Here is a 21,980-nt window from a genome sequence, read left to right as displayed (position 1 = left end):
CGACGACGGGGGTCAGTGCCAGTAAAGATCGGCGCGCCGCGACCGGGTCTTGATCAAACGCGCGTTGAGCATGTCCTTGTCTCGCGCCTTGGCAATGGCGCCGGAGGGATCCTGGCCCATGCCGATCCAGCGTTCGATCAGGCGCCTCTCCAGCTCGCTGTCATCGACTTCAAGAAACAGGCTGAAGTCGAAGAAGTCCTGCAACGCCTGCCATGGACCATGATCCAGCAGCAGATAGTTGCCTTCGACAATCAGTAGACGGTGATGGGGCGTGATGACCCTTGCGCCAGCGCGCGCCAGATCGAGAGGACGATCGAACACGGGTACCGCCACCGGGCGGTCGGCTCGCTTCAGCCGCGTCAGGTCATGACGCAATCCCTCCACGTCAAAGGTCTCTGGTGCTCCCTTCAACGCCAGCAACCCCATGGGCTCGAGCACGGCGTTGTCGTAGTGGTAGCCATCCATAGGCACCACTTCGGCGATGCCCGGCAGACGCTCATTGAGCTGTCGGGCCAGCCAGGCGGATCGAAACGACTTGCCCGCGCCGGGAGGGCCTGCCAACGCCACGATGAAACGGTCCTTGCCGTCACTGCGCGCCAGCAGTTCGTCCGCGATGGACGCTATGGTAGGGGTCATCGTTTACCTCCCGAGAGCCAGCGGCTCAACTCATCCAATTGCCGCCGTCGACATTGAGTGTCTGGGCGACGATGTAGTCACTCTCACGACTGGCGAGGAACACCGCCGCGCCCACGTGATCCTCCGGGCGTCCCATCCTGCCGTAGGGTACCGACTCCCCCACCAGTCGCTTCTTCTCTCCTTGAGGCCGTCCTTCGTAGCGCGCAAACAGCGCATCTACCTCATCCCACATGGGGGTATCCACCACTCCCGGCGCGATGCCATTGACGCGAATCCCGTGACGGATCAGGTCGAGCGCGCAGGACTGGGTCAGACTGATGACGGCTGCCTTGGTCGCGCAATAGGTGCTCACCAGCGGCTCACCGCGACGGCCCGCCTGGGACGCCATATTGATAATGGCACCTCGGCGTTCGTCCTCCACCATCGCTCGCGCCACCGCCTGCAGGGTGAAGAAGAGCCCTTTCACGTTGACGGCAAATTGACGGTCAAAGTCAGCCTCGGTGACCTCCAACACCGGCGCCATGCCAAATACCGCCGCATTATTGACCAGCACATCAATGCCGCCGAAGCGCTGCCGCACATCCTGCACCATGGCGTCGACCGAAGCCTGGTCACGCACATCCAGCACCACCCCCATTCCCCGCTCGGGGGCAACACCTTCCAGCGCCTGGTCGATCGCCCGCTGGTCGATATCGGCAATGACCACTGTGGCGCCTTCCTCAGCGTAGCGCTGTGCGATCGCCAGACCGATGCCACGTGCACCGCCGGTGATGACCGCTACCTTGTCCTTGAGCTGGCCGTTCATCATGCTCGTTGCTCCTGCTGTTGGCGCCAGATGCCCCACAAGCCAGGCAGCTGGTCCATGTGGGTCATCACCTTCCAGACTCCCAGGTGCTCCAGGCGCTCGGCATGGCCTGGCGCGAGGTGGCTGGCGCCGACGAAACCAATGACCGTCATCCCCGCCGCGCGTGCGGCGGTTGCCCCCGCCAGGGAGTCCTCGACCACCAGGCAGGCCTCAGGGGCCACGCCCAGGGTCGCCGCGGCGAGCTGATAAACGGCAGGATCTGGCTTGGGCCGTGCGACCTGTTCCGCACAGAAGATCGGGGCCTGAGCCAACAGCTGATCCAGCCCGGTGTGGGCCAGCGAGGCTTCCACCCGCTGGCGCCGACTGTTGGAGACCACGGCCTTGGCCTGTGGGATGACCGCCAGGGCCTGGGCTACGCCATCCACCGCCTGAAGCTGCTCGGCCAGCCGCGCTTCGATCTCATCATCCAGCCGCTCGAGCGCCCTTGAGGGCAATTGGTGAGTGCTGAGTGACTCCAGGGACGCCAATATCGCCTCGGTGGTCTGCCCCAAGGCCGCGTTCAGGGCGGCCTCGATATCCAGATCCGGCAGCCAGCTGCTCAGCCGCTCGGCCAGGGTCGCCTCGGCGATGACTTCGCTATCCACCAGCACTCCATCACAATCGAATATCAGCATCATGCAGCGGCTCCTCACGCGTCAGCGGTACTGGCAGCGCGGTTATCCTGACGGGTCAGCGAGGCCAGCGGGTGGCGTTCCAGGCCGGCAAGCGCCAGCCCCTGCTCATCGAACAGGTGGGCTCGGGACGGTGCGAAACCGAAGCGAATCTGATCTCCCACGCGGTGACCGACATCGCCGTCCACCATCAGCGTCAGCAGTTCGCCATCCATCTCCACGTACAGCGACGTCTGGCCGCCCAGGCGTTCGATAACGCTGACCCTGGCCGCCAGCGGACCCTGGTCATCCAGCATCAGATGCTCAGGGCGGATGCCCAGCTCGAGTGCCTGCCCCGCGGTGATGGCGTCGCCTTCCACGGGTACCTTGACGCTCTCGCCCCCCGGTACTGTGACCGTCACTCCCTGGGCATCCGAGGAGCGAGCCTCGACCTTGAGGAAATTCATCTTGGGCGAACCGATGAAACCCGCCACAAAGCGATTGCGCGGATGGTGATACAGCTCCATCGGGGATCCCACCTGTTCGACCACGCCGCCTTGCAGGACCACAATCTTGTCGGCCATGGTCATGGCCTCGATCTGATCATGGGTCACGTAGATCATGGTCGCCTTGAGCTCTTCGTGCAGGCGCGCCAGCTCAATGCGCATCTGCACACGCAGCGCCGCATCCAGATTGGACAGCGGCTCGTCGAACAGGAAGATGCTGGGATTGCGGACGATGGCGCGGCCGATGGCGACCCGCTGGCGCTGGCCGCCGGACAGGGCCTTGGGCTTGCGCTCCAGCAGCGGCTCAAGCTGCAGAATCTTTGCCGCCTCAAGCACTTTCTGGCGACGCTCCTGCTGAGAAACGCCAGCCAGCTTGAGGCTGAAGCCCATATTGTCTTCCACCGTCATATGGGGGTAGAGCGCATAACTCTGGAACACCATGGCCAGCCCACGCTCTGCCGGGCCAAGCTCGTTGACCCGCTGGTCATCGATCACGATGTCGCCGCCGCTGGTGCTCTCGAGTCCCGCGATCATGCGCAACAGCGTCGACTTGCCACAGCCCGAAGGGCCGACAAAAACCACAAATTCCTGATCCTTGACCACCAGGTCGACGCCCTTGATGACGTGGGTATCGCCGAAGCTCTTGGTGACCTGATGGAGGTTGAGTGTCGCCATCTTGTTATCCTCGTTGTTCCGTTCGGGGCGTCACGACGCCACCGCAAAAAACTGATATCGCATCGAGTCGTTGCCACCGCGACTACTTGACCGCACCAAAGGTGAGGCCGCGCACCATCTGCTTTTGCGTCAACCACCCAAAGATCAGAATCGGCGCGATGGCCATGGTCGAGGCCGCCGACAGCTTGGCCCAGAACAGGCCCTCGGGACTGGAGAACGACGCGATGTAGGCGGTCAGCGGCGCCGCCTGGGAGGTGGTGAGATTGAGGCTCCAGAACGCTTCGTTCCAGCTCAGGATGACCGACAGCAGGCCGGTGGAAGCGATTCCCGGCAGCGTCAGCGGCAGCAGCAGATACCAGACCTCCTGAAGGGTGCCTGCGCCGTCCATGCGGCCTGCCTCGAGAATGTCCTTGGGCAGATCCTTGAAGAAGGTGTAAAGCATCCACACCACGATCGGCAGATTCATCAAGGTGTAGACGATGGTCAGGCCAAGGCGGGTATCCAGCAGGCCGATATCACGAAACAGCAGGTAGATAGGCACCAGCACACCGACCGACGGCAGCATCTTGGTCGACAGCATCCAGAGCAGCGTGCCCTTGGTTCGCTTGGTCGGCAGAAACGCCATGGCGTAGGCAGAAGGAATCGCGATCAGCAGTGCCAGCAAGGTCGAACCGAACGACACCACCACGCTGTTCCAGGCAAACTTGATGTAGTCGGCACGCTCCTGAACCTCGACGTAGCTGTCCAGGGTCGGCGTGAAGATCAGACTGGGGTCGGCAATTGCCTCGGCCTCGGTCTTGAAGCCGGTAAGGATCATCCAGAAGATCGGAAAGAAGATCGTCAGGGCCACACCCCAGCCCAGCAGGGTAATACCCAGCTTGCGTCAGCGCTGGGCGCGTTGCGCGGCGGCGCCCCGCTCGGCAGCGGCCGGGGCCGAGCGAATGGCCGAGGCGGTGGAGGGAGACGTGGTCATGGCAGGCACCTCATGAACGTAGGGTGGTCGGACAGGCGCAGAAGGCGCTACTGTTCGAGATTCTTGGCGACCATTCGCACCAGAAAGATGGCAACGATATTGGCCAGAATGATGGCGATGACCCCACCGGCTGACGCGGTCCCCACATCGAAGTCGAGCAGCGCCCGAATATAGATGAGATACGCCAGGTTGGTGGTCGCCAGCCCCGGTCCCCCGGACGTGGTCACAAAGATCTCGGCGAAGATGGTCAGCAGGAAGATCATCTCGATCATCACGACCACGCTGATCGCGCGCTTCAGGTGAGGCAGGGTGATGTAGAAGAAGATGGCCAGGGGCCCCGCGCCGTCCATGCGCGCCGCCTCGACCTGATCGTCATCCAGTGATTGCATGGCGGTCAGCAGTATCAGCAGGGCGAAGGGCAGCCACTGCCACGACACAATGATGATGATGGAGGTCAGCGGCAGGCTGGAAAACCAGTCCAGGGCCGGCAGTCCCAGGCTTTCCGCCAACCAGGCCAGCACGCCGTTGGCGGGGTGCATCATCATGTTCTTCCACACCAGCGCGCTGACCGTCGGCATCACGAAGAACGGCGAGATGGCCAGCACCCGGGCAATGCCTCGTCCTAAAAACTCCTGCTGGAACAGCACCGCCAGCAAGGTGCCGCCGACCACGGTGATGACCAGCACCCATCCCACCAGCAGCAGCGTCGTTCCCATCGCCGACCACAGCGCCGGATCTGTCAGCAGGTATTCGTAGTTTTCGACGCCGGCAAAGCCGGTCATGCCGGGCATCAGCAGGTTATATCGCTGAAACGAGAACCAGATGGTCATCGCCAGCGGCACTATCATCCATAGCAACAGTAGAGTGACAGCCGGGGCCTGCAGCGACAGGGTTCTCAAGCCCCCGACGGTACGTCCGGAAGTTCGATTCTTGTTCATAAGGGTCATGCCTGCTCGAGCCCCGGGACGGCGTCCCGGGTGGAAAGGCCTAGGGCCAGCCGAACGGCCGGCCCGCGTGCATGTATCAGTCGGTGTAACCCGCTCGTGCCATGGTGCGCTCCGTTGCACGCTGCGCTGCCGCCAGCGCCTGTTCGACGCTGGTATCGCCGGTCAACGCAGAGGCCACCATCTGGCCGACCTGCGTGCCAATGGCCTGGAACTCAGGGATACCGACAAACTGGACCCCGACATAGGGATTGGGCTCGAGGCTCGAGTCCAGGGGGTCGGCATTGCGGATCGCGTCGACCACGAAGCTGGCGAAAGGTGCGGCCTCGACATAGCTGGGATGGTCGTAGGTAGACTGACGGGTGCCAGGAGGCACGCTGGTCCAGCCTTCACGCTCGCCAACCAGTGCCACGTACTCCTGGGAGGTCGCCCAGGTCACGAAAGTGCGTGCCGCTTCCTTGGCATCGGAGGAGGTAGGAATCGCCAGCGCCCAGGACCACAGCCAGTGGGATCCCTTGGGCGTTTCGGCCACTGGCGCCGGGGCGAAGCCGAGCTCACCGGCCACCTCGGACTCCTCTGGGTTGAACAGCTTGCCCGCGGCCGACGTGGCATCGACCCACATGGCGCAGTTGCCGCGCGAAAACAGGGCCAGATTCTCGTTGAATCCATTCGAGCTGGCTCCAGCAGGGCCGTAGTTGTCGAGCAGATCCACGTAGAACGACACAGCCTCCTGCCAGGCCGGGCTATCGATCTGTGCCTGCCAGTCCATATCGAACCAGCGACCGCCAAAGGTATTGATCATGGTCGAGACGAACGCCATGTTCTCACCCCAGCCAGGCTTGCCACGCAGGCAGATGCCCGCGACATCGTTGTCTGGGTCGTGGAGCTGCTCGGCCCAGTCCCGCACTTGCGTCCAGGTGGGCTGCTCGACCATGTCGATACCTGCCTCGGCAAACAGATCCTTGCGGAAGTACAGCATCGAACTCTCTGCATAGAACGGCACCGCGTACAGCGTGCCGTCATGGCTCAGGCCATCACGCACCGGTCCCAGCAGGTCATCGACCTGGTAGTCGGCGGGCAGGTCGTTCAGTGGCTCGAGCCAGCCACGCTCGGCCCATATCGGGGCTTCATAACTGCCAATGGTCATGACATCGAACTGACCACCCTGGGTCGCAATATCCGTTGTCATGCGCTGGCGTAACACGTTCTCTTCCAGCACCACCCAATCGAGGGTGATATCAGGATGTGCCTTTTCAAATTCTTCGGTCAGGCTCTGCATGATCACCATGTCGTTATTGTTGACGGTGGCAACAGTGATGGTATCGGCCTGGGCGGCACCGACGCTGACGGCGAGGGCGCTGCCCGACAGGCATGCCAGCGCGGACAGATAGCGGATGGGAGAGTGAAGGGGATAACGGATGGGATAGCGGCTAGCGTAGGGCTGAGAATGACACTGCTTCATGACGTACTCCTGTTATTGGCCCCTGCGGGGCTTGTTGTTGTGTGACCAGAGCCACCAGGGGTTAGCGGCGGAAGCGCGGCAGCCATTGGCTCAGTACCGCAGGTAACGCGCATCGGGTTCGCTGCTGCGCTGCACGTGCCCGTTCTGATGAAACACATCCACTTCTGACCAACTCACCTGCTTCCGATCAACCAATAGGCTTGTGATCAACCCTTCAGCGTGTGGTCCATGGAACCCGCGTGGAATCCTTACGCTGATTTCTGATCAATCAAATCAAGCAATGATCAAATGATCGAACAGGACACCAGAAAACGCAAAGCGCAGACCCTTAGACTTTAGCGGTAGGCCTGATCGCTTTGCGCTGTTTGCCGGGCAAACCCCGTGGCAGCGTCCACAGAATAATGCGCCCTACTCAAAGGTTTACGGTGCAACGGCGGGAAGCCCCATCAGGGCGATGACAGCGGGGACATGACTGGGGTGACCAAGAGAGGGTCAGGAGGCTAACCGATCCACGATATAGCGAGCGGCCTGGTCGTCGGTAATCAGACTCGACAACCAGCCTCCTCGCAGAGCCGCCAGGATGGCCGCCCCCTTGTCGCGTCCGCCAGCCACCGCCACCAGTGACTGATGCTGCAATGTCTGCAGGGGCAGGCTGGTGACCCGCCTGCTGGTGGAGCAGTCGATCAGGACACCATTGGCGTCCATCGGCCAGCCAACCAGCTCACCCACCGCATCGAGCGCCAGCAGCTCCTCGAGCTCGATTTCGCTGATGAAGTGGTCCTGAAACAGCGTGGCCTGGCGGTCAATGCGCCCTACCCCGACAAACGCCACACAGGCTTGGCTTGCCACCTCACCGATGGCGCGAAACAGCGGCTGAGCGGCCAGAGCACGCTTTTCTTCGACGCTGCTGGCCACCACCGGGGTCGGTAGTAGAAAACGTTCGCCGCCGGTTTTGTCCGCCGCCACCATCACGCCGTCATAGCGGTTGGAGGAACCATCGCGAGCCACGTTGCCGACCAGCGAGACAAAGCGATGCTGAGGACGCTCGATGCGGCTCAATGCTTCCACCATGGCGCGAATCGAGCGCCCTGAGCCTAGTGACAGCGTCTGCGGCTCGCTTCGCTCGATAATGCGGGAGAGACGCTCGGCGCCGGCTACCGCGAGATAGGGGGCACTGTCAGTCGTACCTGCAGCCACCGGCACGACGTCACAATAGGCGAGCGCAAAGCGCTCGCGGATCGCCTGGGACAGGGCTGTGCAGTGGGCGACCGGATGATCGATGTGGACCTTGACCAGGCCTTCCTGCCGGGCCAACGCCAGCAGACGCTGAACCCCAGGACGAGATACGCCAAGCTGCGCCGCAATTTCATCTTGGGTCTGACCACCGACATACGACAACCAGGCGGCCCTGGCAGCCTGATCCAGCTTGACCTCGAACTTGTCCACACGCCATCTCTCTCACTGATCCACTAGCGCATCATCGCAAGCCAACCGCACTGGCACAATGGACGCGCCTAGCGCTGCGCCGACGAAGCGCCAGCCGGCAGCTTGACCGTCACGCGCAAGCCCCCCAGCGGCGCGGCTTCAAGCGCGAGTTCACCGCCATACAGTTCTACCAGCTCTTCCACGATGGCCAGTCCCAACCCATTGCCAGGCCGCTGCTCGTCCAGGCGCACGCCCCGACGCAGGACCGCGGCGCGCTCATCCTCGCTCATGCCAGGACCGTCATCATCGAGGCACAAGCATAGCGCTCGCGACTCACGCTGAATGCTGAGCGTCACTCGCGATGCTGCCCAGTCGATCGCGTTCTCCAGCAAGTTGCCTACCAGCTCCTGCAGGTCGTTGGGATCGATACGCAGTGCCAGCTCGTCGGCCAGCAAGATACTGACCCGAACGCCCCGCCGATCCGCCAGGCGGGTCAGTCCCTCCAGCACGGGCGCCAGCACCTGACCAACGTGTACCTCGGCGGCGAGCGCGCTGCTGCCCGCAGCACTGGCCCGCGCCAGGTGATGGCGAACCGCGGCATTGATGCGCTCAAGCTCTTGTCGCATCTTGTCCCGCTCTGCCGCAGGCAGCTTCTCGACACGCGTCATCAGCACGCTGACCGGGGTTTTCAAGGCATGCGCCAGATTGCCGGCGGTTGCCCTTCCTCGCTCGATCAAGCGACGATCATGATCGAGCACGTCATTCATGGTGGCCGCAAGTTCGGCAAGTTCCGTTGGCAGTTGGGTGTCCAGGCGCTCACGCTGCCCCGCCTTGACCGCGGCCAGGTCCGCGTACAGCGAGCGAAGTGGCGCCAGCCCCCAACGAATCTGTGCTGCCAGGCCAGCCAGCAGCAGCGTTCCCAGCGCCAGCAAGGACAACCACAGCAGCCACTCGAAGCGAGCGACCTCGGTATCCAGTTCCTGTCGGCTGACCGCCAGGCTGATCACCACCGGATGGGGGTGGTGGGACAGCGTGAGGGTGCGCTCCACCAGTCGCAGCGGCTGGCCTCGCGGGCCTTCGATGTTGCGCCAGTGGGTACCCGCACGGCCGTCCGTCGGCAGGCGCTGATCCCAGAGGGAACGAGAGCCCCGGGACAGACCCTGGCCATCGCTGATCTGCCAGTACCAGCCGGAAAACACCTGACCAAAGCGCGAGTCGCCGAGGCTGTCAGTGACGATCAGTTCACCACTGACCGGATCCCGCTCCAGGGCGGCCAGCAGCACTCGGTGCATGGATGACAGCCGTTCGTCGAAGGACGCCGAGGCCGATTCACGGAAGCTGTAGGAGAGTCCTGCCCCCACCAGCGGCACGATCACCAGCACCAGCACCAACGAGGCGACAATCAGGCGCCGCGCCAGCGAGCCTGTGGTGGCCTTCACGACGTAGACTCGTTATCTGGCGTGACCAGCCGATAACCCTCACCGCGACGGGTCACAATGCGCTCACTTCCCAGCTTTCGCCGCAACCGACTGATCTGCACATCGATAACGTTGGAGTCAGGCTCGTGATCGCGATCGTAGACGTGCTCAGCCAGCTCCGTACGACTGACCACACGGTCCCTGGCGTGCATCAGGTAAGACAGCAGGCGCGATTCGTGGGCCGTCAAGGATACCGGCCGTCCGGCCACGGATACGGCACCGGTGTGGGTATCCAGACTCAAGGCACCGGCATTCAGTACCGGATGAGAGTGACCGTGGCTGCGCCGCACCAAGGCGCGCAATCGGAACAGCACCTCGGCGGTCTCGAAGGGTTTGGTGACGTAATCGTCTGCCCCGGCTGAAAAGCCTGCCGCCTTGTCCGACCAGCGTTCGCGGGCGGTCAACACCAGGACGGGCAAGTCGATGCTATCGTCGCGCCACTGCGCCAGCCAGCGGGTACCGTCTCCGTCCGGCAGTCCCAGGTCCAGGATCACTGCGTCATAGCGCTCGGTTCGCAGCAGGAAGTCCGCATCACTGCCATTGGTCGCCGCTTCCACCAATAGCCCACCCTCGCCGAGAGACTCCGCAAGCGCCTCACTCAACGCCTGGTCGTCCTCGACCAGTAGAATTTTCATGACTACGTCTCCTGACATCCGTTTCGCTAGGGGCTTATTAGAAAGGGGCTCATTAGAGAGGGGCTTGATCGACAGGGTCTCACTAGAAAAGTGCTTACTCGATAAAGGCTGGCGAGGGCTAAGGTGCTGAAGGCTGACGTCTCATCGCATCGATGCCCACCCCTTCAATCGCCTTCAGCTCACCGTTGCGACCGTCGAATTCAAACTCGACCACCTGTCCCTGGGCGCCGACCATCTCGATCTCGTAGATCGCTACGCCATCTTCCCGCTCCAGCTCGACTTCCAGCACCTGTCCGTCGTAGCGCTCATCCAGCCAGTCCAGCAGCGTGGGCAGTGCAACCAGACGTCCTTCATGAACTTCCTGATGCAGGTTACGCCAGTCGTCATCGGCCATGGCGTCGCCCACGCCGAGCGACTGGCGTGCAAGATGCTGGAGGCCGTCGACCTGGGCCAGGTAAGGCAGCTGCAGGGCGCTAGCCACTAGCAGCGCGACGACTAAAGAGTGTTTTACATATTTCATGACAGACAGTCTGAAGTAGCTGAGATGAACGAAACATGAACGACAACGTCAGGCTGGTGACAGGTTGCCCGTGACAGGATGGCCTCACTCACCGGACAGCAGCATGTGGTGAGCATACCTTCAACAGCGCAAGGAGTCCGCACATGAACAGAACGGTTACCCTCAGCCTGGCCGCCCTGACCCTCACCGGCGCTTTCGCCACCTCGGCGCTGGCCGATGACAGAGGCATCAGCCGCGAAGAGCTCGATCGGCTGCTGACCAGTACCGGCGAATACGGCTTCGCCAGCTACGACGAACTCGGCGTCGACGATGGCCATCGCTTTGAGGCAGAAGGCTGGCGTGACGACGGCTGGCGGCTTGATGTCGATATGTCGCTGGACGACGCCAGCATCCTGCGAGAGCAGCAGCGAGAGGGTCAGCTCCCAGAGTGGAGCCTGAGTGGCGACGAGGTCTCCCAGGCCCTGGACGCCGCACAGCAGGCGGGTCTGGAACTGTTCGGCTCATTGGATGTCGACCGTATGGGCGATATCGAGATCGAAGGCTACGACGCCCAACATCAGGAGATCGAGATTCGTCTTGATCGAGATACCTTCGATGTCACTGGAGTTCAGCATGACGACTGATCAATCGCGCTTTACCCACGAATACCAGCAGAACGCCGCCTGGAGGGCGGCGTCCCAATGGCAGCAGCGCGCTCGCCAAGCCCGAACCACGCGGCGCCCCAGCGGCCTGCGACTCGTACTGGTCAGTCTGATCGGCATGGTCACACTGGTCTTCGCGACGCTGATGGCCCTGACCTTGAGTCTCGTCGGTCTGGCGCTGATGCCCTTCGTCCGCCACCGCATGAAAAAACGCATGGAAACCTACCGCGCAGACCATGCAGATGACATCACCCCTGGAATGACCAGCCGTGCCGCGCATCACGACTCTGCGCGAGTCTGGGAGGGGCAATGCGAGGTCAAGTCATCCTGATAGACGGCGCCCCTGGATGGACCGTCAGCGACTGACGTCATCCCGGGGCGTATCGCGCTGGTCGTCTCGTTGTGCCAGCTCTTGGCGCAACGCCACGACTTCCGTCTTCAGTTCGCGTACTTCCCGAGCGAGCTCTCGCAACATGTCCCGCTGCGCCCGGTGCAATCGGCTGGTTTCGTCTTCCTGGTCGCCGATGAACAGCGAACCGACATACGCCGCGAAACTACCGAACAGACTGACCCCCGCGACCATCAACAGGGCAGCCACCACACGGCCCAGGGTCGTGACCGGATAGAAGTCGCCGTACCCTACCGTCGTCACCGTCACGAACGCCCACCACAGTGCTTCTTCAGCGGTATTGATCTGGCTATTGGGATTTGGCCCCTCGACGACCAGGATGACCACCGAGCCGAAGATCAGCAGCAGCACCGTCGCGGATGCCACCGAGGCAAAGATCCCCTTGGCCTTGTTGCGGAACAGCAAATTCCAGATCAGGCTAAGCGACTTGATCGCACGCAGCATCCGGATCACCTGCACCACCCGCACCAATCGCCCTGCCATAAAGAAGCTGGCGGGTATGCTGGCGAGCAGGTCAATCCATCCCCAGCGCATGAAACGCCATTTGCTGTCTGCCTGGCTGAAACGGATCACAAAGTCCGCGAGAAAGAAGCCACAGACAACAAAGTCCAGCTTGGAAATCAGATCATCGACTTCCGGCGGCAGGTCATGCAGCTCCTGCACAGCCATGGCGCCAATAACATAAAAGGACAGGATCAGGATCAGGATCTGAAACGGAGATAGACGCTCTTGATTCATGGTGTCTGGGTCGATGGACGGGTCATCCTTGACCTTACGCGAAGCATGTCGGGCTGCCTAGCAGCAAGGCCGCCGGCAACACCTCGGCGTCAACGACAACTCACTCCAGCGCTTCGTAGGGCAACCCCACATAGTTTTCAGCCAGCGTGGTCAAGCCTGCCCGTGACCCTGTCAGGTAATCGAGTTCGGCCAGCTGCATGCGCTCCTCGAAAGTCTCTTCATCACTAAAGCGGTGCAGCATCGACGTCATCCACCAGGAAAAACGCTCGGCTTTCCAGATACGCCTGAGGCAAACCTCCGAGTAGCGCTCCAGCAGGTCTGTGCGGCCATCCTCGAACACCTTGACCATCAGGCGGTACAGGGTACTGACATCACTCGCCGCCAGATTAAGCCCCTTGGCTCCGGTAGGAGGAACGATGTGCGCCGCATCCCCCACCAGGAAAAGGCGGCCAAATTGCATCGGTTCCACCACAAAGCTGCGAAGCGGTGCAATGCTCTTCTCGATCGAGGGCCCCGTGACCAGCTGTCGAGCGACATCACTCGGCAAGCGTTGCTTCAACTCCTGCCAGAAACGCTCATCGGACCAGTCATCGACCGTGTCATCCAGTGATACCTGGAGATAGTAGCGGCTGCGCTGGACCGAGCGCATGCTGCACAGCGCAAAGCCCCGCTCGTGGCGTGCATAGATCAACTCATGAGTCACCGGCGGAGTATCGGACAGCAGCCCGAGCCAGCCAAAGGGGTAGACCCGCTCGAAGGTCTTCAATCGCTCGTCAGGAATCGAGCGACGTGACACCCCATGGTATCCATCACAGCCAGCCACATACTGGGCGTGCAGGTGGTAGCGCTTACCCTGGTGGATGAAGGTCACGCTAGGAGCGTCGCTCTCCAGGTCGTGCAGCGCCACCTCGTCCGCCTCGTAGAAGGTCGTAGCGCCCAACGCCTGACGCGCCGCCATCAAGTCTCGCGTCACCTCCGTCTGGCCATACACCATGACCCGCTGTCCCCCAGTCATGGCCGCCAGATCCACCCGCGCACGGCGATTGTCGAAGGCCAGCTCAAAGCCCTCATGGGGCAGCCCTTCGGCCTCCATCCGCTCACTGACACCCGCCTCACGCAGCAGGTCGACCATACCCTGCTCCAGCACACCGGCACGGATACGTCCCAATACATAGTCGCCGCTCTTGCGCTCGAGAATGACGGTAGCGATGCCAGCACGCTCCAGCAATTGCCCGAGAAGCAAGCCCGAAGGACCCGCTCCGATGATCGCCACCTGGGTCGTCATCGTCTCGTCGATATCTTCGTGGGCGGATGCAGTCATCGAGTCAAGCATGGCAGTGGCCTCGTCAGCGGGGTTGGAAGACGTTATGGTTGTGATGATATTTTTCGCTCCAAAGCACCGCCAAATAAGGCATGAAAAGCCCTTTTACTTGGACTTATCGAAGATACTCATCTGACTTTTGTCGTACAGGTGCGCACTTCAGACCACTCTGGTCGATGGGCGCTGGCCCCGTCGCGAGGTGATCCATGCAGACGCCGTCAACCACCTCTGAGCTCCCCCTGCCGATTCCGACGTTTAGCCTTTATGGAGAGCATCAAGGCTGGCCAACACCTGACTTGATTCACTGCGAATCCATCGCTGAACGCAGCCGCCTGCATGATTGGCGCATCCATCCCCATCGCCACAGTGACCTGAGCCATCTGCTGCTGCTGACATCAGGGGAGGTGGAGCTTGAACTCGAGGGCAAGCGCCTGTCCTGCCAGGCGCCGCTGATGATTCTGGTACCGGCCCTTAGCGTCCACGGTTTTACGTTCTCGCCAGGGATTCAGGGGCACATCCTGACGCTGGCCGCGCCATTGCTGGTCCATCTGCGCCGCGAACTTCCCGATGCCAGCCGCGTGTGGACCCGGGCAGGGGCAACGCCCCTTGGCACAGGGGGGAAGCGTCTGGTGGGGTTGATGGATCACATCGATGCGGAGTACCGCCGGCCGGCACGGGACCGCAGTGTCCTGCTCGATGCACTGACCAAGGCACTGACGGTGGAGGCGGCACGTGCTGCCACCCCACCTTCTCAGCGCATCTCAGGGGTAAAACCAGACCCGGGTCACGTTCATCTACAGCGCTACCAGGCGCTGGTCGAGCAGCGCTTTCGCCAGCACCCCAGGGTCTCCGAGCTGGCCACGGAAATCACCGTAAGTGCCGCCCATCTCAATGCCTTGTGTCGGCGCCTTACCGGTCGCGGCGCACAGGCGCTGATGCATGAGCGGGTACTACTGGAGGCCAAGCGGGAACTCACCTACACCAACCTGACCATCGCCCAGGTCGCTGATGGGCTGGGATTTTCAGAGCCGGCGTATTTCTCACGTTTTTTCAAACGCTTGACGGGCTGCTCGCCCAAGGATTTTCGTCAGCGACAGCAGCGGGCAGCGCCGCCGCCAGGAGCATGAGCGAGCCTCGTGACGGACAAGGCCCGCCTACAGGCGGCCCTTGTCCGTCACGGGAAGGCAGCGGCTACATCAGAAAGAACGTCGTCAGCACGGGAAACAGCAACAGCAATGCCAGGCGCACCAGGTCAGACACGATAAAGGGCGACACGCCACGGAAGATCTCGCCCAACCCGACATGCGGCGCCATGGCCTTGATCACGAAGACGTTCATGCCCACCGGAGGGGTGATCAAACCAAGCTCTACCGTCAGCACGGTGATGATGCCAAACCATACCGGGTCGATACCCAGCACCTGAATGATCGGGAACACCACAGGCACCGTGATGACCAGCATCGCGATGGAGTCCATGAACATGCCCAGCACGAAGTACATCAACAAGATGCACAGGACCACCCAGATGGGCGACAGCTCCAGGGCAAACAGCGCATCACTGATCGAAAACGAGATACGTGACAGCGAAATGAAGTAACCCAGCGCCTCCGCCCCGACCAGCATGAAGAACACCACGGCGGACAGCGCCAGCGTTTCCTGAACCGCTGCCCACAGCTGGGCGCCACGCAGGCCCTTGACCAGTGCATACAGCAAGGTGGCAAATGCGCCCACGCTCGCGCCTTCTGTCGGCGTAAAGACGCCCAGGTAGATGCCGAGGATCATCACCAGAAAGACACCAAAGAAAGGGACCAGCCCTCCCAACGATGCCAGCTTGTCGGCCCAGCCAGTCGGCTCGCCCGCCACCGCCAGGCCAGGCTTTACGCGCATGACAACACTGACGGTGAGCGCGTAGAGGACCAGGCCTAGTAGCCCTGGAATCAGGCCCGCCATGAACATGTCGCCCACCGACTGTTCCGTCAGAATGGCGTAGATCAGCAGGGCAATGCTGGGAGGGATCATGATGCCCAAGGTGCCCCCAGCCGCTAGCGCGCCGGTGGCCAGTCCTCGGTGGTAGCCGTAGCGCTCCATCTCTGGCAAGGCCACACGGGTCATGGTACTGGCCGTTGCCAGGGATGAGCCGGAGATGGCCGAAAACACTCCGCAGGACCCCACTGCGGCGATGGCCAGGCCACCTTTCCAGCCGCCGCAGATGACCCGCGTCGACTGGAACAACTTACCGGCCATGCCAGAGTGCGCCGCCAATACACCCATCAGGATGAACATGGGGACCGCACTGAAGCTGTAATTGGACAGCACCTCCACCGGCACTGACTTGAGCATGGAGACAGCGGCGCCTGCATCGATGATGAGCGCGAAACCACCGACTCCCACCACCAGCATGGCCAGGGCCACCGGCACCCGCAGGATCATCAGCCCCAGCAGTACCGCCAAGCCCATCGCTCCGATCCATTCAGTCGCCATGGGAAACCTCACCTCCACGGCCAGTGATCATGGCCAGCATTCCCTCCAGCAGGCTGCGCAGGCCCATCACGGCACTCAAGACGGCCGCTGTCAGATAGATCGGCCCCAGCGGTAGGCGCAGGTCCTGAGTGACTTCGCCATACTCTGTCGCACTGTGGGCTGCGCCTACCAGCCCGCTGGCCAATACGGCGCCTAACAGTGCAAAGCCGAGCAGGTAGCCGCCATGCAGTCGCGCGGTAATTGACGTAGGCAGACGATGAGAAAATGCCTCCACCACCACCTGGCTTTTCTCGACGGCCGCCGCCATGGTCGCCAGCAGGGCAAACAGCATCAGGTAGCTGACCATCTCGACACTGCCGAAGACCTGAAGTGACAGGGCTCCGTCCGACAGGCGCTGTGCATAGCGTGTGACCACATCCGCCACGGTGATGGCCAGCATCAGTACCAGACAAATACCGCCAAGCCCACGGCACAGCAGCGCCAGCCAGTGGCTGGTACCAAGCATCAAACGCTGCATGATGTCACTCCACCGAGCCACAGCTGTCTCGTGCGGCAAGCGCCGCCTGATACACGTCCTGGGCCTGTGAGATGCCTCGCTCTTCCAACCCACTCAGATAGTCGTCGATGCCCTGCTCGAGGGGCGGCGCCCAAGCCGCATCCTCAAGAGGCGCGTCGATCACACGGATGGTGTGCCCCGCATCCACTGCCTCCTGATGGCCAACTTCATCAATGGCATGGAAGACCTGACCCGCATTCGTCGCCCACTTCATGCCGGAGTTGTCATCGATGACCGCCTGCTGTTCCGGCGTCAGTCGCTCATAGGCGCGCTGACTCATCGTGGCAACAAAAATCAGTGAATAGAACGGTACCTGGGTGTGGTACTCCACCAGCTCATTGATACGAAACCCCTTCATGCCCTCCCAGGGAAAGCTGAGGCCGTCCAGCACACCGCGCTGCATCGAGCTGTAGATGTCCGGGGCTGGCATCGCTACCGGACTGGCCCCCATATTTTCCAGGATATCCCCAGCCACCGCGGTGGGACGACGAATGCGCAGCCCAGCGAGGTCCTGGGGCGCTTGCACGTCGGTGTCGACAGTGTGGATGTACCCCGGCCCCGTGGTGAACATGAACAGTACGTGAGTGTCGTCGTACTCGCTCGCAATCTGGCCGTCGTCATAGAGCGTCTGCAAGATGCACGACCCTTGTACCGCAGTGTCGGAGACACCGGGAAGCTCCACTACCTGAGACAGAGGAAAGCGCCCAGCCGTGTACCCTTGGGCCGTCGCGCCGATATCGGCGATACCGTTGACCGTCGCCTCATAGATATCATCGGCCTTGGCGAGCGTGCCGGAAGGGAACAGCTGCACCTTCAGGTCTCCGCCAGAATCCTCCTCGACCGCCTTTGCCCACTGTTCGAAAATCTGCGTATTGATACCGGATGCCCCGGGCCAGAAGTGCGCCATGCGCAGTGTCGTCGCAGCCTGGGCCTGAGCACATGCCAAAGCGGTCAGCGACGCTGCCATTAAGCAGGCGAGCGGTGTCTTCATCGGGGTTCCTCCAGTCGTTGTCGTTATTGGCACTGCCTGACGTCAACAGGTGGCTCCCTGCACTGGCGTCAATGACGGCAATGTTCGCATAGAGAACATGCGTTCGTTATTTGTGTTGAAGAAGGTAAACCACCCGCAATGCGAACGAAAAGCGACTTTGGTATAGGACCCAGCGACTCCACGCTTCTCTCGACCTTTTCGACACTCGGTATCGCGGGCAGGAGGTATCCCACGCTGTCTCTCTCGGCAGCGATAGACGTCGATACATACATCAACACCGGCCGCCTACCCGGCGCCCAGGTCTTGAAATAAAAGCCCTGAACACAAGCACTGAAGCAAAAGTCCTGAAGTAGAAGCCCTGGAGCCAACATCCCTGAGAAAAAGCCCCTGAGCAAAAGTCCTTGGGCGAAAGTGGTACTTAGATGATGGCTTCACTAAAATTGTGTGCTGAAACGATACAGCCCTCCCCTCAAGGACGATCATGACTCCCCCTCGCCCGGGTATTGCCCTCCCCCTGATGTTGCTGCTGGCCTCACCCGCCGTGGCTGACACCGCTGTTCAGAGCACTGATCAAACCACGTCACAGAGCACTGCACCGCAGGCTGATCACACTGACGGATCCACGATGACCGTGACGGCCTCGCGTTTGTCACGCGAGCTGCTGACGACCCCCATGGCCATGTCAGTGGTCGATGAAGAGGAGATCCAGCGTGGACAGCAGCGCGTACGGATCGATGAGTCTCTGGTGCGGGTGCCCGGCGTGTTCATCCAGAACCGCGACAACTTTGCACAGGGCGCAAGGGTCTCCATTCGCGGTTTCGGCGCGCGCGCACCTTTTGGCGTGCGTGGCGTCACCATCCTGGTGGATGGCATCCCCTACACCCTGCCCGATGGTCAGGCGCAGCTGGATGCCATTGATCTGGATAGCGCAGAACGCATCGAAGTCATTCGTGGCCCTTCTGCCGTGCAGTACGGCAATGCGTCGGGGGGTGTCATTGCGGTGACTACCCGCGATGGCAAATCCGATGACAGTACCCGCATCCGCGTCGGAGTTGGCAGCGACGGCTACAACAAGCAGTCCGTGTCGACGGGCGGCACGCATGACGAGTGGGCCTATCACATCAATGCGTCGCGTCTTGAGCTGGCAGGCTACCGCGACCATAGCCGCGCTGAAAAGACCCTTCTCAACACCAAGGTTTCGCGGGAGCTGGACGATCAACGAAGGCTGACAGCGATCGTCAACCTGCTGGACAATCCGCGCGCCGAAGATCCCGGAGCCCTGACCGCGGAACAGGTGGATGCCGATCGCCGACAAGCGGGTCGCTTCACCGAGGAATATGACACCGGACAAGACGTGGATCAGCAGGTCCTCGGGCTGCTCTACCAGGACCTGGGGTTCGGTCCCGGTGAGCTGTATGTGAAAGGGTTCAGCACCTGGCGCGACTTCGAGCAACAGCTGCCCTATCCCGGTGCCAGCTTGATTGACTACCGTCGGCAGTACTTCGGCGGTAGCGCGGAGTACCATCAGCGCTTTCATGTTGGCGGCATGGCTCTGGACGGCATGGTCGGCGTTGATGCCGCGCGTCAGGAAGATGATCGACACCGGCAGGAGGTGGCCTTCAGCGGTGAGATTACCGGTGAGGTGGCGGATGAGACGCAGACTGCCGAAAGCCTGGGAATCTTTGCTCAGGGTGATCTTGCGCTCGACGAGCAATGGACCCTGTCGGCCGGTATTCGCCATGACCGCGTCGAGCTGGACATCGAGGACGATTTCACCAGCGATGGCGACCAGAGCGGTCAACGGACCTTTGAGGATACCAATGGCAGCCTCGGCATCAGCTATCGCTATCACCCGAATCACCAGCTGTATGCCAATACTTCGACGGCCTTCGAGACGCCTACCTTCTCTGAGTTTGCCAATCCAGCAGGTGGAGGCTTCAATCCAGACGTGGAGCCACAGCAGAGCTGGAGTCGCGAAGTGGGGGCGCGAGGCACCCTGACCAGTGGCCTGGACTACGACATCACCTTGTTCTCCATCGAGGTGAAAGATGAACTGGTGCCTTACGAGATCGAGGGAAGCGACCGCACCTTCTACAGCAATCTCGGCGATACCCGTCGCGAAGGCCTCGAGCTCGCCCTTGGCTGGGCGCCATCTGCTCACCTCGAGTTGTATACCGCGCTGACCCTCGCCCGCTACGAATTTGATAGCGCGGGAGGGGCAGGTCTGAAGGGCAACCGACTTCCAGGTCTGCCCGAGACCACCTGGGTCAACCAGCTGACCTGGTATGGCTCCAGCGACCGTGACACCAGCCCCTTTGCGACCCTGGAAACCCAGTATGTAGGAGACATGGTGGCGGACAACGCCAATACCGTCGACGTCGACAGCTACTGGCTAGCCAATCTAAGGGCTGGCAAGGGATGGCGTCTGGGCAGTGAGCAGACACTGTCGACGTATCTCGGCATCCGCAATCTGTTTGATGAAGATCACTATGCCAACGTCCGCATCAATGCCAGCAACGACCGCTACTTCGAGCCAGCACCTGACCGTGCTGTCTATGCCGGTGTAGAACTGGCGTTCTAACCCTCCCGCGCATCTTCTAAAATCATGCCGATCCGCTCGTTTCCCCTTGGGAAGCGAGCGAATCCTCATGCTCTATTGAGCCAGATCAAGTACATCAACATAGGCCACTGAGACGATGAGGTGATACGTCGTCACAAGAGGTCCAGCTTGCGCTGGTTCCACCGCCCATGCTGATCCGACGCTCCACAGAAGTGACCATGCGGCTATGGTCTGGCGGCACAACAAGAGAACTGCTCATTGCTCCCGAGGGCAGTGACTACGCACGACGCGACTTTCACATACGCCTGAGCACGGCGACGGTCGAAAGTGAAGAAAGCATGTTCACCCCCTTGATTGGCTACGAGCGCCACCTGATGGTATTGGAGGGGCAAGCACACCTGGTGCACCAAGGGCAGCGTAGCGACCGACTGAGCCGCTTCCAGACAAGCACGTTTGACGGCGCTTGGCAGACCCAGAGCTTCGGCCTCTATCGGGATTTCAATCTGATCCTTCGCTACGGCAATCGCGGGTACATCAGCCATCAACATCTATCACTACGGGAAACGCTTCACCTATCTCGCGAGGAAGCCTTGGTTCGCGCTATCTATCTGGAACGGGGGCGTCTCGAGCTGGTCAACGGTGACATCATCAACTGCCAGGACATGCTGATGGTAGAGCCAGGTGATCGATTATTCTTGCGCGCCCTGGAAAGCTCCGACCTGATCCTTGCGACCTTCACCGCATAGGCCTTGCATAGAACCTTGCATAGAGCCTTGTATAGACCTTCCCTGGATAGACCTTCCCGACATAGTCCTTCCTTCTCCGAGAAAACCTCAACATCGGGATTTCTCCTATCCTCCGAGCCCCGTCATCGACGTGTCATTGATGAAAAGGGCTTAGGCCGGACCACGCCGAGGGGGTTATCGGCGCAGCCCCAAAAATAAAGAGCGGGCCTCCCCATGTATGAGAAAAACCCCGACTATCTCTCGATAATCGGGGTTCTTCTGAATAAATGCCTGACGATGACGCTGTGGCTACAGCAACTCTTGCATGGGGGTGAGCCACCCTGGCGCTCTTTACAACGGCTGCAGCGAAGCTGCAAGGGGTGGCGAACGCCACGAGCCCGCCCTTGAGAAGGACCAGGCCGGTCCACGCCGAGAGGCGTATTCGGCGCGGCCCCACAAATAAAGAGCGGCTGAACGTATCAAGAGCCCATGCATGCGGCTTTTTAAATTAAGAAACCCCGACCATCTCTCGATAATCGGGGTTCTTCTGAATAAATGCCTGACGATGACGCTTAGATATCAATGTCTCTCGCATGGGGGTGAGCCACCCTGGCTTTTGCAGCGAAGCTGCAAGGGGTGGCGAACGCCACGAGCCTGCGAGTGGCCGGACCGCGCCGAGGCGGTTATCGGCGCGGCCCCACAAATAAAGAGCGGCTGAACGTATCAAGAGCCCATGCATGCGGCTTTTTAAATTAAGAAACCCCGACCATCTCTCGATAATCGGGGTTCTTCTGAATAAATGCCTGACGATGACGCTTAGATATCAATGTCTCTCGCATGGGGGTGAGC

The 21,980-nt window shown here is 61.2% G+C and carries 21 protein-coding genes; 5 read left to right on the top strand and 16 right to left on the bottom strand.

Translation table 11 applies throughout. From position 1 onward, the window contains the following. Window positions 1-12 precede the first annotated feature (12 nt). The 11 genes from KUV86_RS09845 to KUV86_RS09795 all read right to left on the bottom strand — a co-directional run bounded on the left by KUV86_RS09845 (window position 13) and on the right by KUV86_RS09795 (window position 10,709). Window positions 13-636 carry a nucleoside triphosphate hydrolase gene (locus tag KUV86_RS09845; protein WP_222162544.1) on the bottom strand — a complete coding sequence of 208 codons (624 nt, stop codon included), beginning with the start codon at window positions 634-636 and terminating at the stop codon, window positions 13-15. Window positions 637-661: 25 nt separating this feature from the next. After that, window positions 662-1,444, bottom strand: coding sequence for an L-iditol 2-dehydrogenase (locus tag KUV86_RS09840; protein WP_315900541.1), 783 nt, complete (start codon window positions 1,442-1,444; stop codon window positions 662-664). Next, window positions 1,441-2,118 (bottom strand): HAD family hydrolase, encoded by a 678-nt coding sequence (locus KUV86_RS09835; RefSeq protein ID WP_222162543.1) that lies wholly within the window; start codon window positions 2,116-2,118, stop codon window positions 1,441-1,443. The genes KUV86_RS09840 and KUV86_RS09835 overlap by 4 nt, the downstream gene beginning before the upstream one ends. 11 nt (window positions 2,119-2,129) lie before the next feature. Then, window positions 2,130-3,272 carry an ABC transporter ATP-binding protein gene (locus KUV86_RS09830; protein ID WP_222484509.1) on the bottom strand — a complete coding sequence of 381 codons (1,143 nt, stop codon included), beginning with the start codon at window positions 3,270-3,272 and terminating at the stop codon, window positions 2,130-2,132. Between the two features lie 82 nt (window positions 3,273-3,354). Further along, on the bottom strand, window positions 3,355-4,149 hold the full coding sequence (locus tag KUV86_RS09825) for a carbohydrate ABC transporter permease (protein ID WP_222485019.1): 795 nt from the start codon (window positions 4,147-4,149) through the stop codon (window positions 3,355-3,357). Window positions 4,150-4,292: 143 nt separating this feature from the next. Beyond that, window positions 4,293-5,183 carry a carbohydrate ABC transporter permease gene (locus KUV86_RS09820; protein ID WP_206941746.1) on the bottom strand — a complete coding sequence of 297 codons (891 nt, stop codon included), beginning with the start codon at window positions 5,181-5,183 and terminating at the stop codon, window positions 4,293-4,295. Window positions 5,184-5,268: 85 nt separating this feature from the next. Beyond that, window positions 5,269-6,609, bottom strand: a complete 1,341-nt coding sequence (locus KUV86_RS09815; RefSeq protein WP_409995827.1) for an ABC transporter substrate-binding protein — start codon at window positions 6,607-6,609, stop codon at window positions 5,269-5,271. 534 nt (window positions 6,610-7,143) lie between these two features. Beyond that, complete coding sequence (locus KUV86_RS09810) at window positions 7,144-8,097, bottom strand: sugar-binding transcriptional regulator (RefSeq protein ID WP_222237776.1); 954 nt, start codon at window positions 8,095-8,097, stop codon at window positions 7,144-7,146. A 68-nt stretch (window positions 8,098-8,165) separates the two neighbouring features. Continuing rightward, on the bottom strand, window positions 8,166-9,515 hold the full coding sequence (locus KUV86_RS09805) for a sensor histidine kinase (RefSeq protein ID WP_222484659.1): 1,350 nt from the start codon (window positions 9,513-9,515) through the stop codon (window positions 8,166-8,168). Further along, window positions 9,512-10,189: a response regulator transcription factor gene (locus KUV86_RS09800; RefSeq protein WP_206941750.1), complete on the bottom strand. Its 678-nt coding sequence runs from the start codon at window positions 10,187-10,189 to the stop codon at window positions 9,512-9,514. Before KUV86_RS09800 ends, KUV86_RS09805 begins: the two co-directional genes overlap by 4 nt. 118 nt (window positions 10,190-10,307) lie before the next feature. Beyond that, window positions 10,308-10,709: a PepSY domain-containing protein gene (locus tag KUV86_RS09795; protein WP_224851958.1), complete on the bottom strand. Its 402-nt coding sequence runs from the start codon at window positions 10,707-10,709 to the stop codon at window positions 10,308-10,310. Between the two features lie 143 nt (window positions 10,710-10,852). On the opposite strand from KUV86_RS09795, the gene KUV86_RS09790 reads away from it, so the two are divergent. Further along, window positions 10,853-11,332 (top strand): hypothetical protein, encoded by a 480-nt coding sequence (locus tag KUV86_RS09790; RefSeq protein ID WP_222484658.1) that lies wholly within the window; start codon window positions 10,853-10,855, stop codon window positions 11,330-11,332. Beyond that, the gene (locus KUV86_RS09785) at window positions 11,322-11,681 is read left to right on the top strand and encodes a hypothetical protein (protein ID WP_222484657.1); all 360 of its coding nucleotides are present in this window, start codon (window positions 11,322-11,324) and stop codon (window positions 11,679-11,681) included. The genes KUV86_RS09790 and KUV86_RS09785 overlap by 11 nt, the downstream gene beginning before the upstream one ends. Window positions 11,682-11,705: 24 nt before the next feature. On the opposite strand, the gene KUV86_RS09780 is transcribed toward KUV86_RS09785, so the two are convergent. Together KUV86_RS09780 and pobA are read right to left on the bottom strand one after the other, a co-directional pair. Further along, complete coding sequence (locus KUV86_RS09780) at window positions 11,706-12,497, bottom strand: ion transporter (RefSeq protein ID WP_222484513.1); 792 nt, start codon at window positions 12,495-12,497, stop codon at window positions 11,706-11,708. A 100-nt stretch (window positions 12,498-12,597) separates the two neighbouring features. Continuing rightward, window positions 12,598-13,782 carry a 4-hydroxybenzoate 3-monooxygenase gene (gene pobA / locus KUV86_RS09775; protein WP_222485017.1) on the bottom strand — a complete coding sequence of 395 codons (1,185 nt, stop codon included), beginning with the start codon at window positions 13,780-13,782 and terminating at the stop codon, window positions 12,598-12,600. 242 nt (window positions 13,783-14,024) lie between these two features. Here pobA and KUV86_RS09770 point away from each other — a divergent pair, with 242 nt between their 5' ends. Then, the gene (locus KUV86_RS09770; RefSeq protein ID WP_222484656.1) at window positions 14,025-14,945 is read left to right on the top strand and encodes a helix-turn-helix domain-containing protein; all 921 of its coding nucleotides are present in this window, start codon (window positions 14,025-14,027) and stop codon (window positions 14,943-14,945) included. 64 nt (window positions 14,946-15,009) lie between these two features. On the opposite strand, the gene KUV86_RS09765 is transcribed toward KUV86_RS09770, so the two are convergent. The 3 genes from KUV86_RS09765 to KUV86_RS09755 are packed head-to-tail and all read right to left on the bottom strand — an operon-like array spanning window position 15,010 to window position 17,846. Continuing rightward, the gene (locus KUV86_RS09765; RefSeq protein ID WP_222484517.1) at window positions 15,010-16,299 is read right to left on the bottom strand and encodes a TRAP transporter large permease; all 1,290 of its coding nucleotides are present in this window, start codon (window positions 16,297-16,299) and stop codon (window positions 15,010-15,012) included. After that, window positions 16,289-16,816 (bottom strand): TRAP transporter small permease, encoded by a 528-nt coding sequence (locus tag KUV86_RS09760; protein WP_222484655.1) that lies wholly within the window; start codon window positions 16,814-16,816, stop codon window positions 16,289-16,291. The genes KUV86_RS09765 and KUV86_RS09760 overlap by 11 nt, the downstream gene beginning before the upstream one ends. A gap of 4 nt (window positions 16,817-16,820) precedes the next feature. Next, window positions 16,821-17,846 (bottom strand): TRAP transporter substrate-binding protein, encoded by a 1,026-nt coding sequence (locus KUV86_RS09755; protein WP_206941763.1) that lies wholly within the window; start codon window positions 17,844-17,846, stop codon window positions 16,821-16,823. A gap of 481 nt (window positions 17,847-18,327) precedes the next feature. Between KUV86_RS09755 and KUV86_RS09750 the strand changes: the two genes are divergently transcribed. Beyond that, window positions 18,328-20,427 (top strand): TonB-dependent receptor family protein, encoded by a 2,100-nt coding sequence (locus KUV86_RS09750; protein WP_409996345.1) that lies wholly within the window; start codon window positions 18,328-18,330, stop codon window positions 20,425-20,427. 167 nt (window positions 20,428-20,594) lie between these two features. Beyond that, window positions 20,595-21,152, top strand: a complete 558-nt coding sequence (locus KUV86_RS09745) for a HutD family protein (RefSeq protein ID WP_222237782.1) — start codon at window positions 20,595-20,597, stop codon at window positions 21,150-21,152. Window positions 21,153-21,980: the final 828 nt, after the last annotated feature.

Source organism: Halomonas sp. DP8Y7-3, from assembly GCF_019801675.1.
In the GTDB taxonomy this organism is placed as follows: Bacteria; Pseudomonadota; Gammaproteobacteria; order Pseudomonadales; family Halomonadaceae; genus Halomonas; species Halomonas litopenaei_A.
Note: the sequence above shows the minus strand (reverse complement) of the source record. Positions and strands in the feature narration are given on the sequence as shown.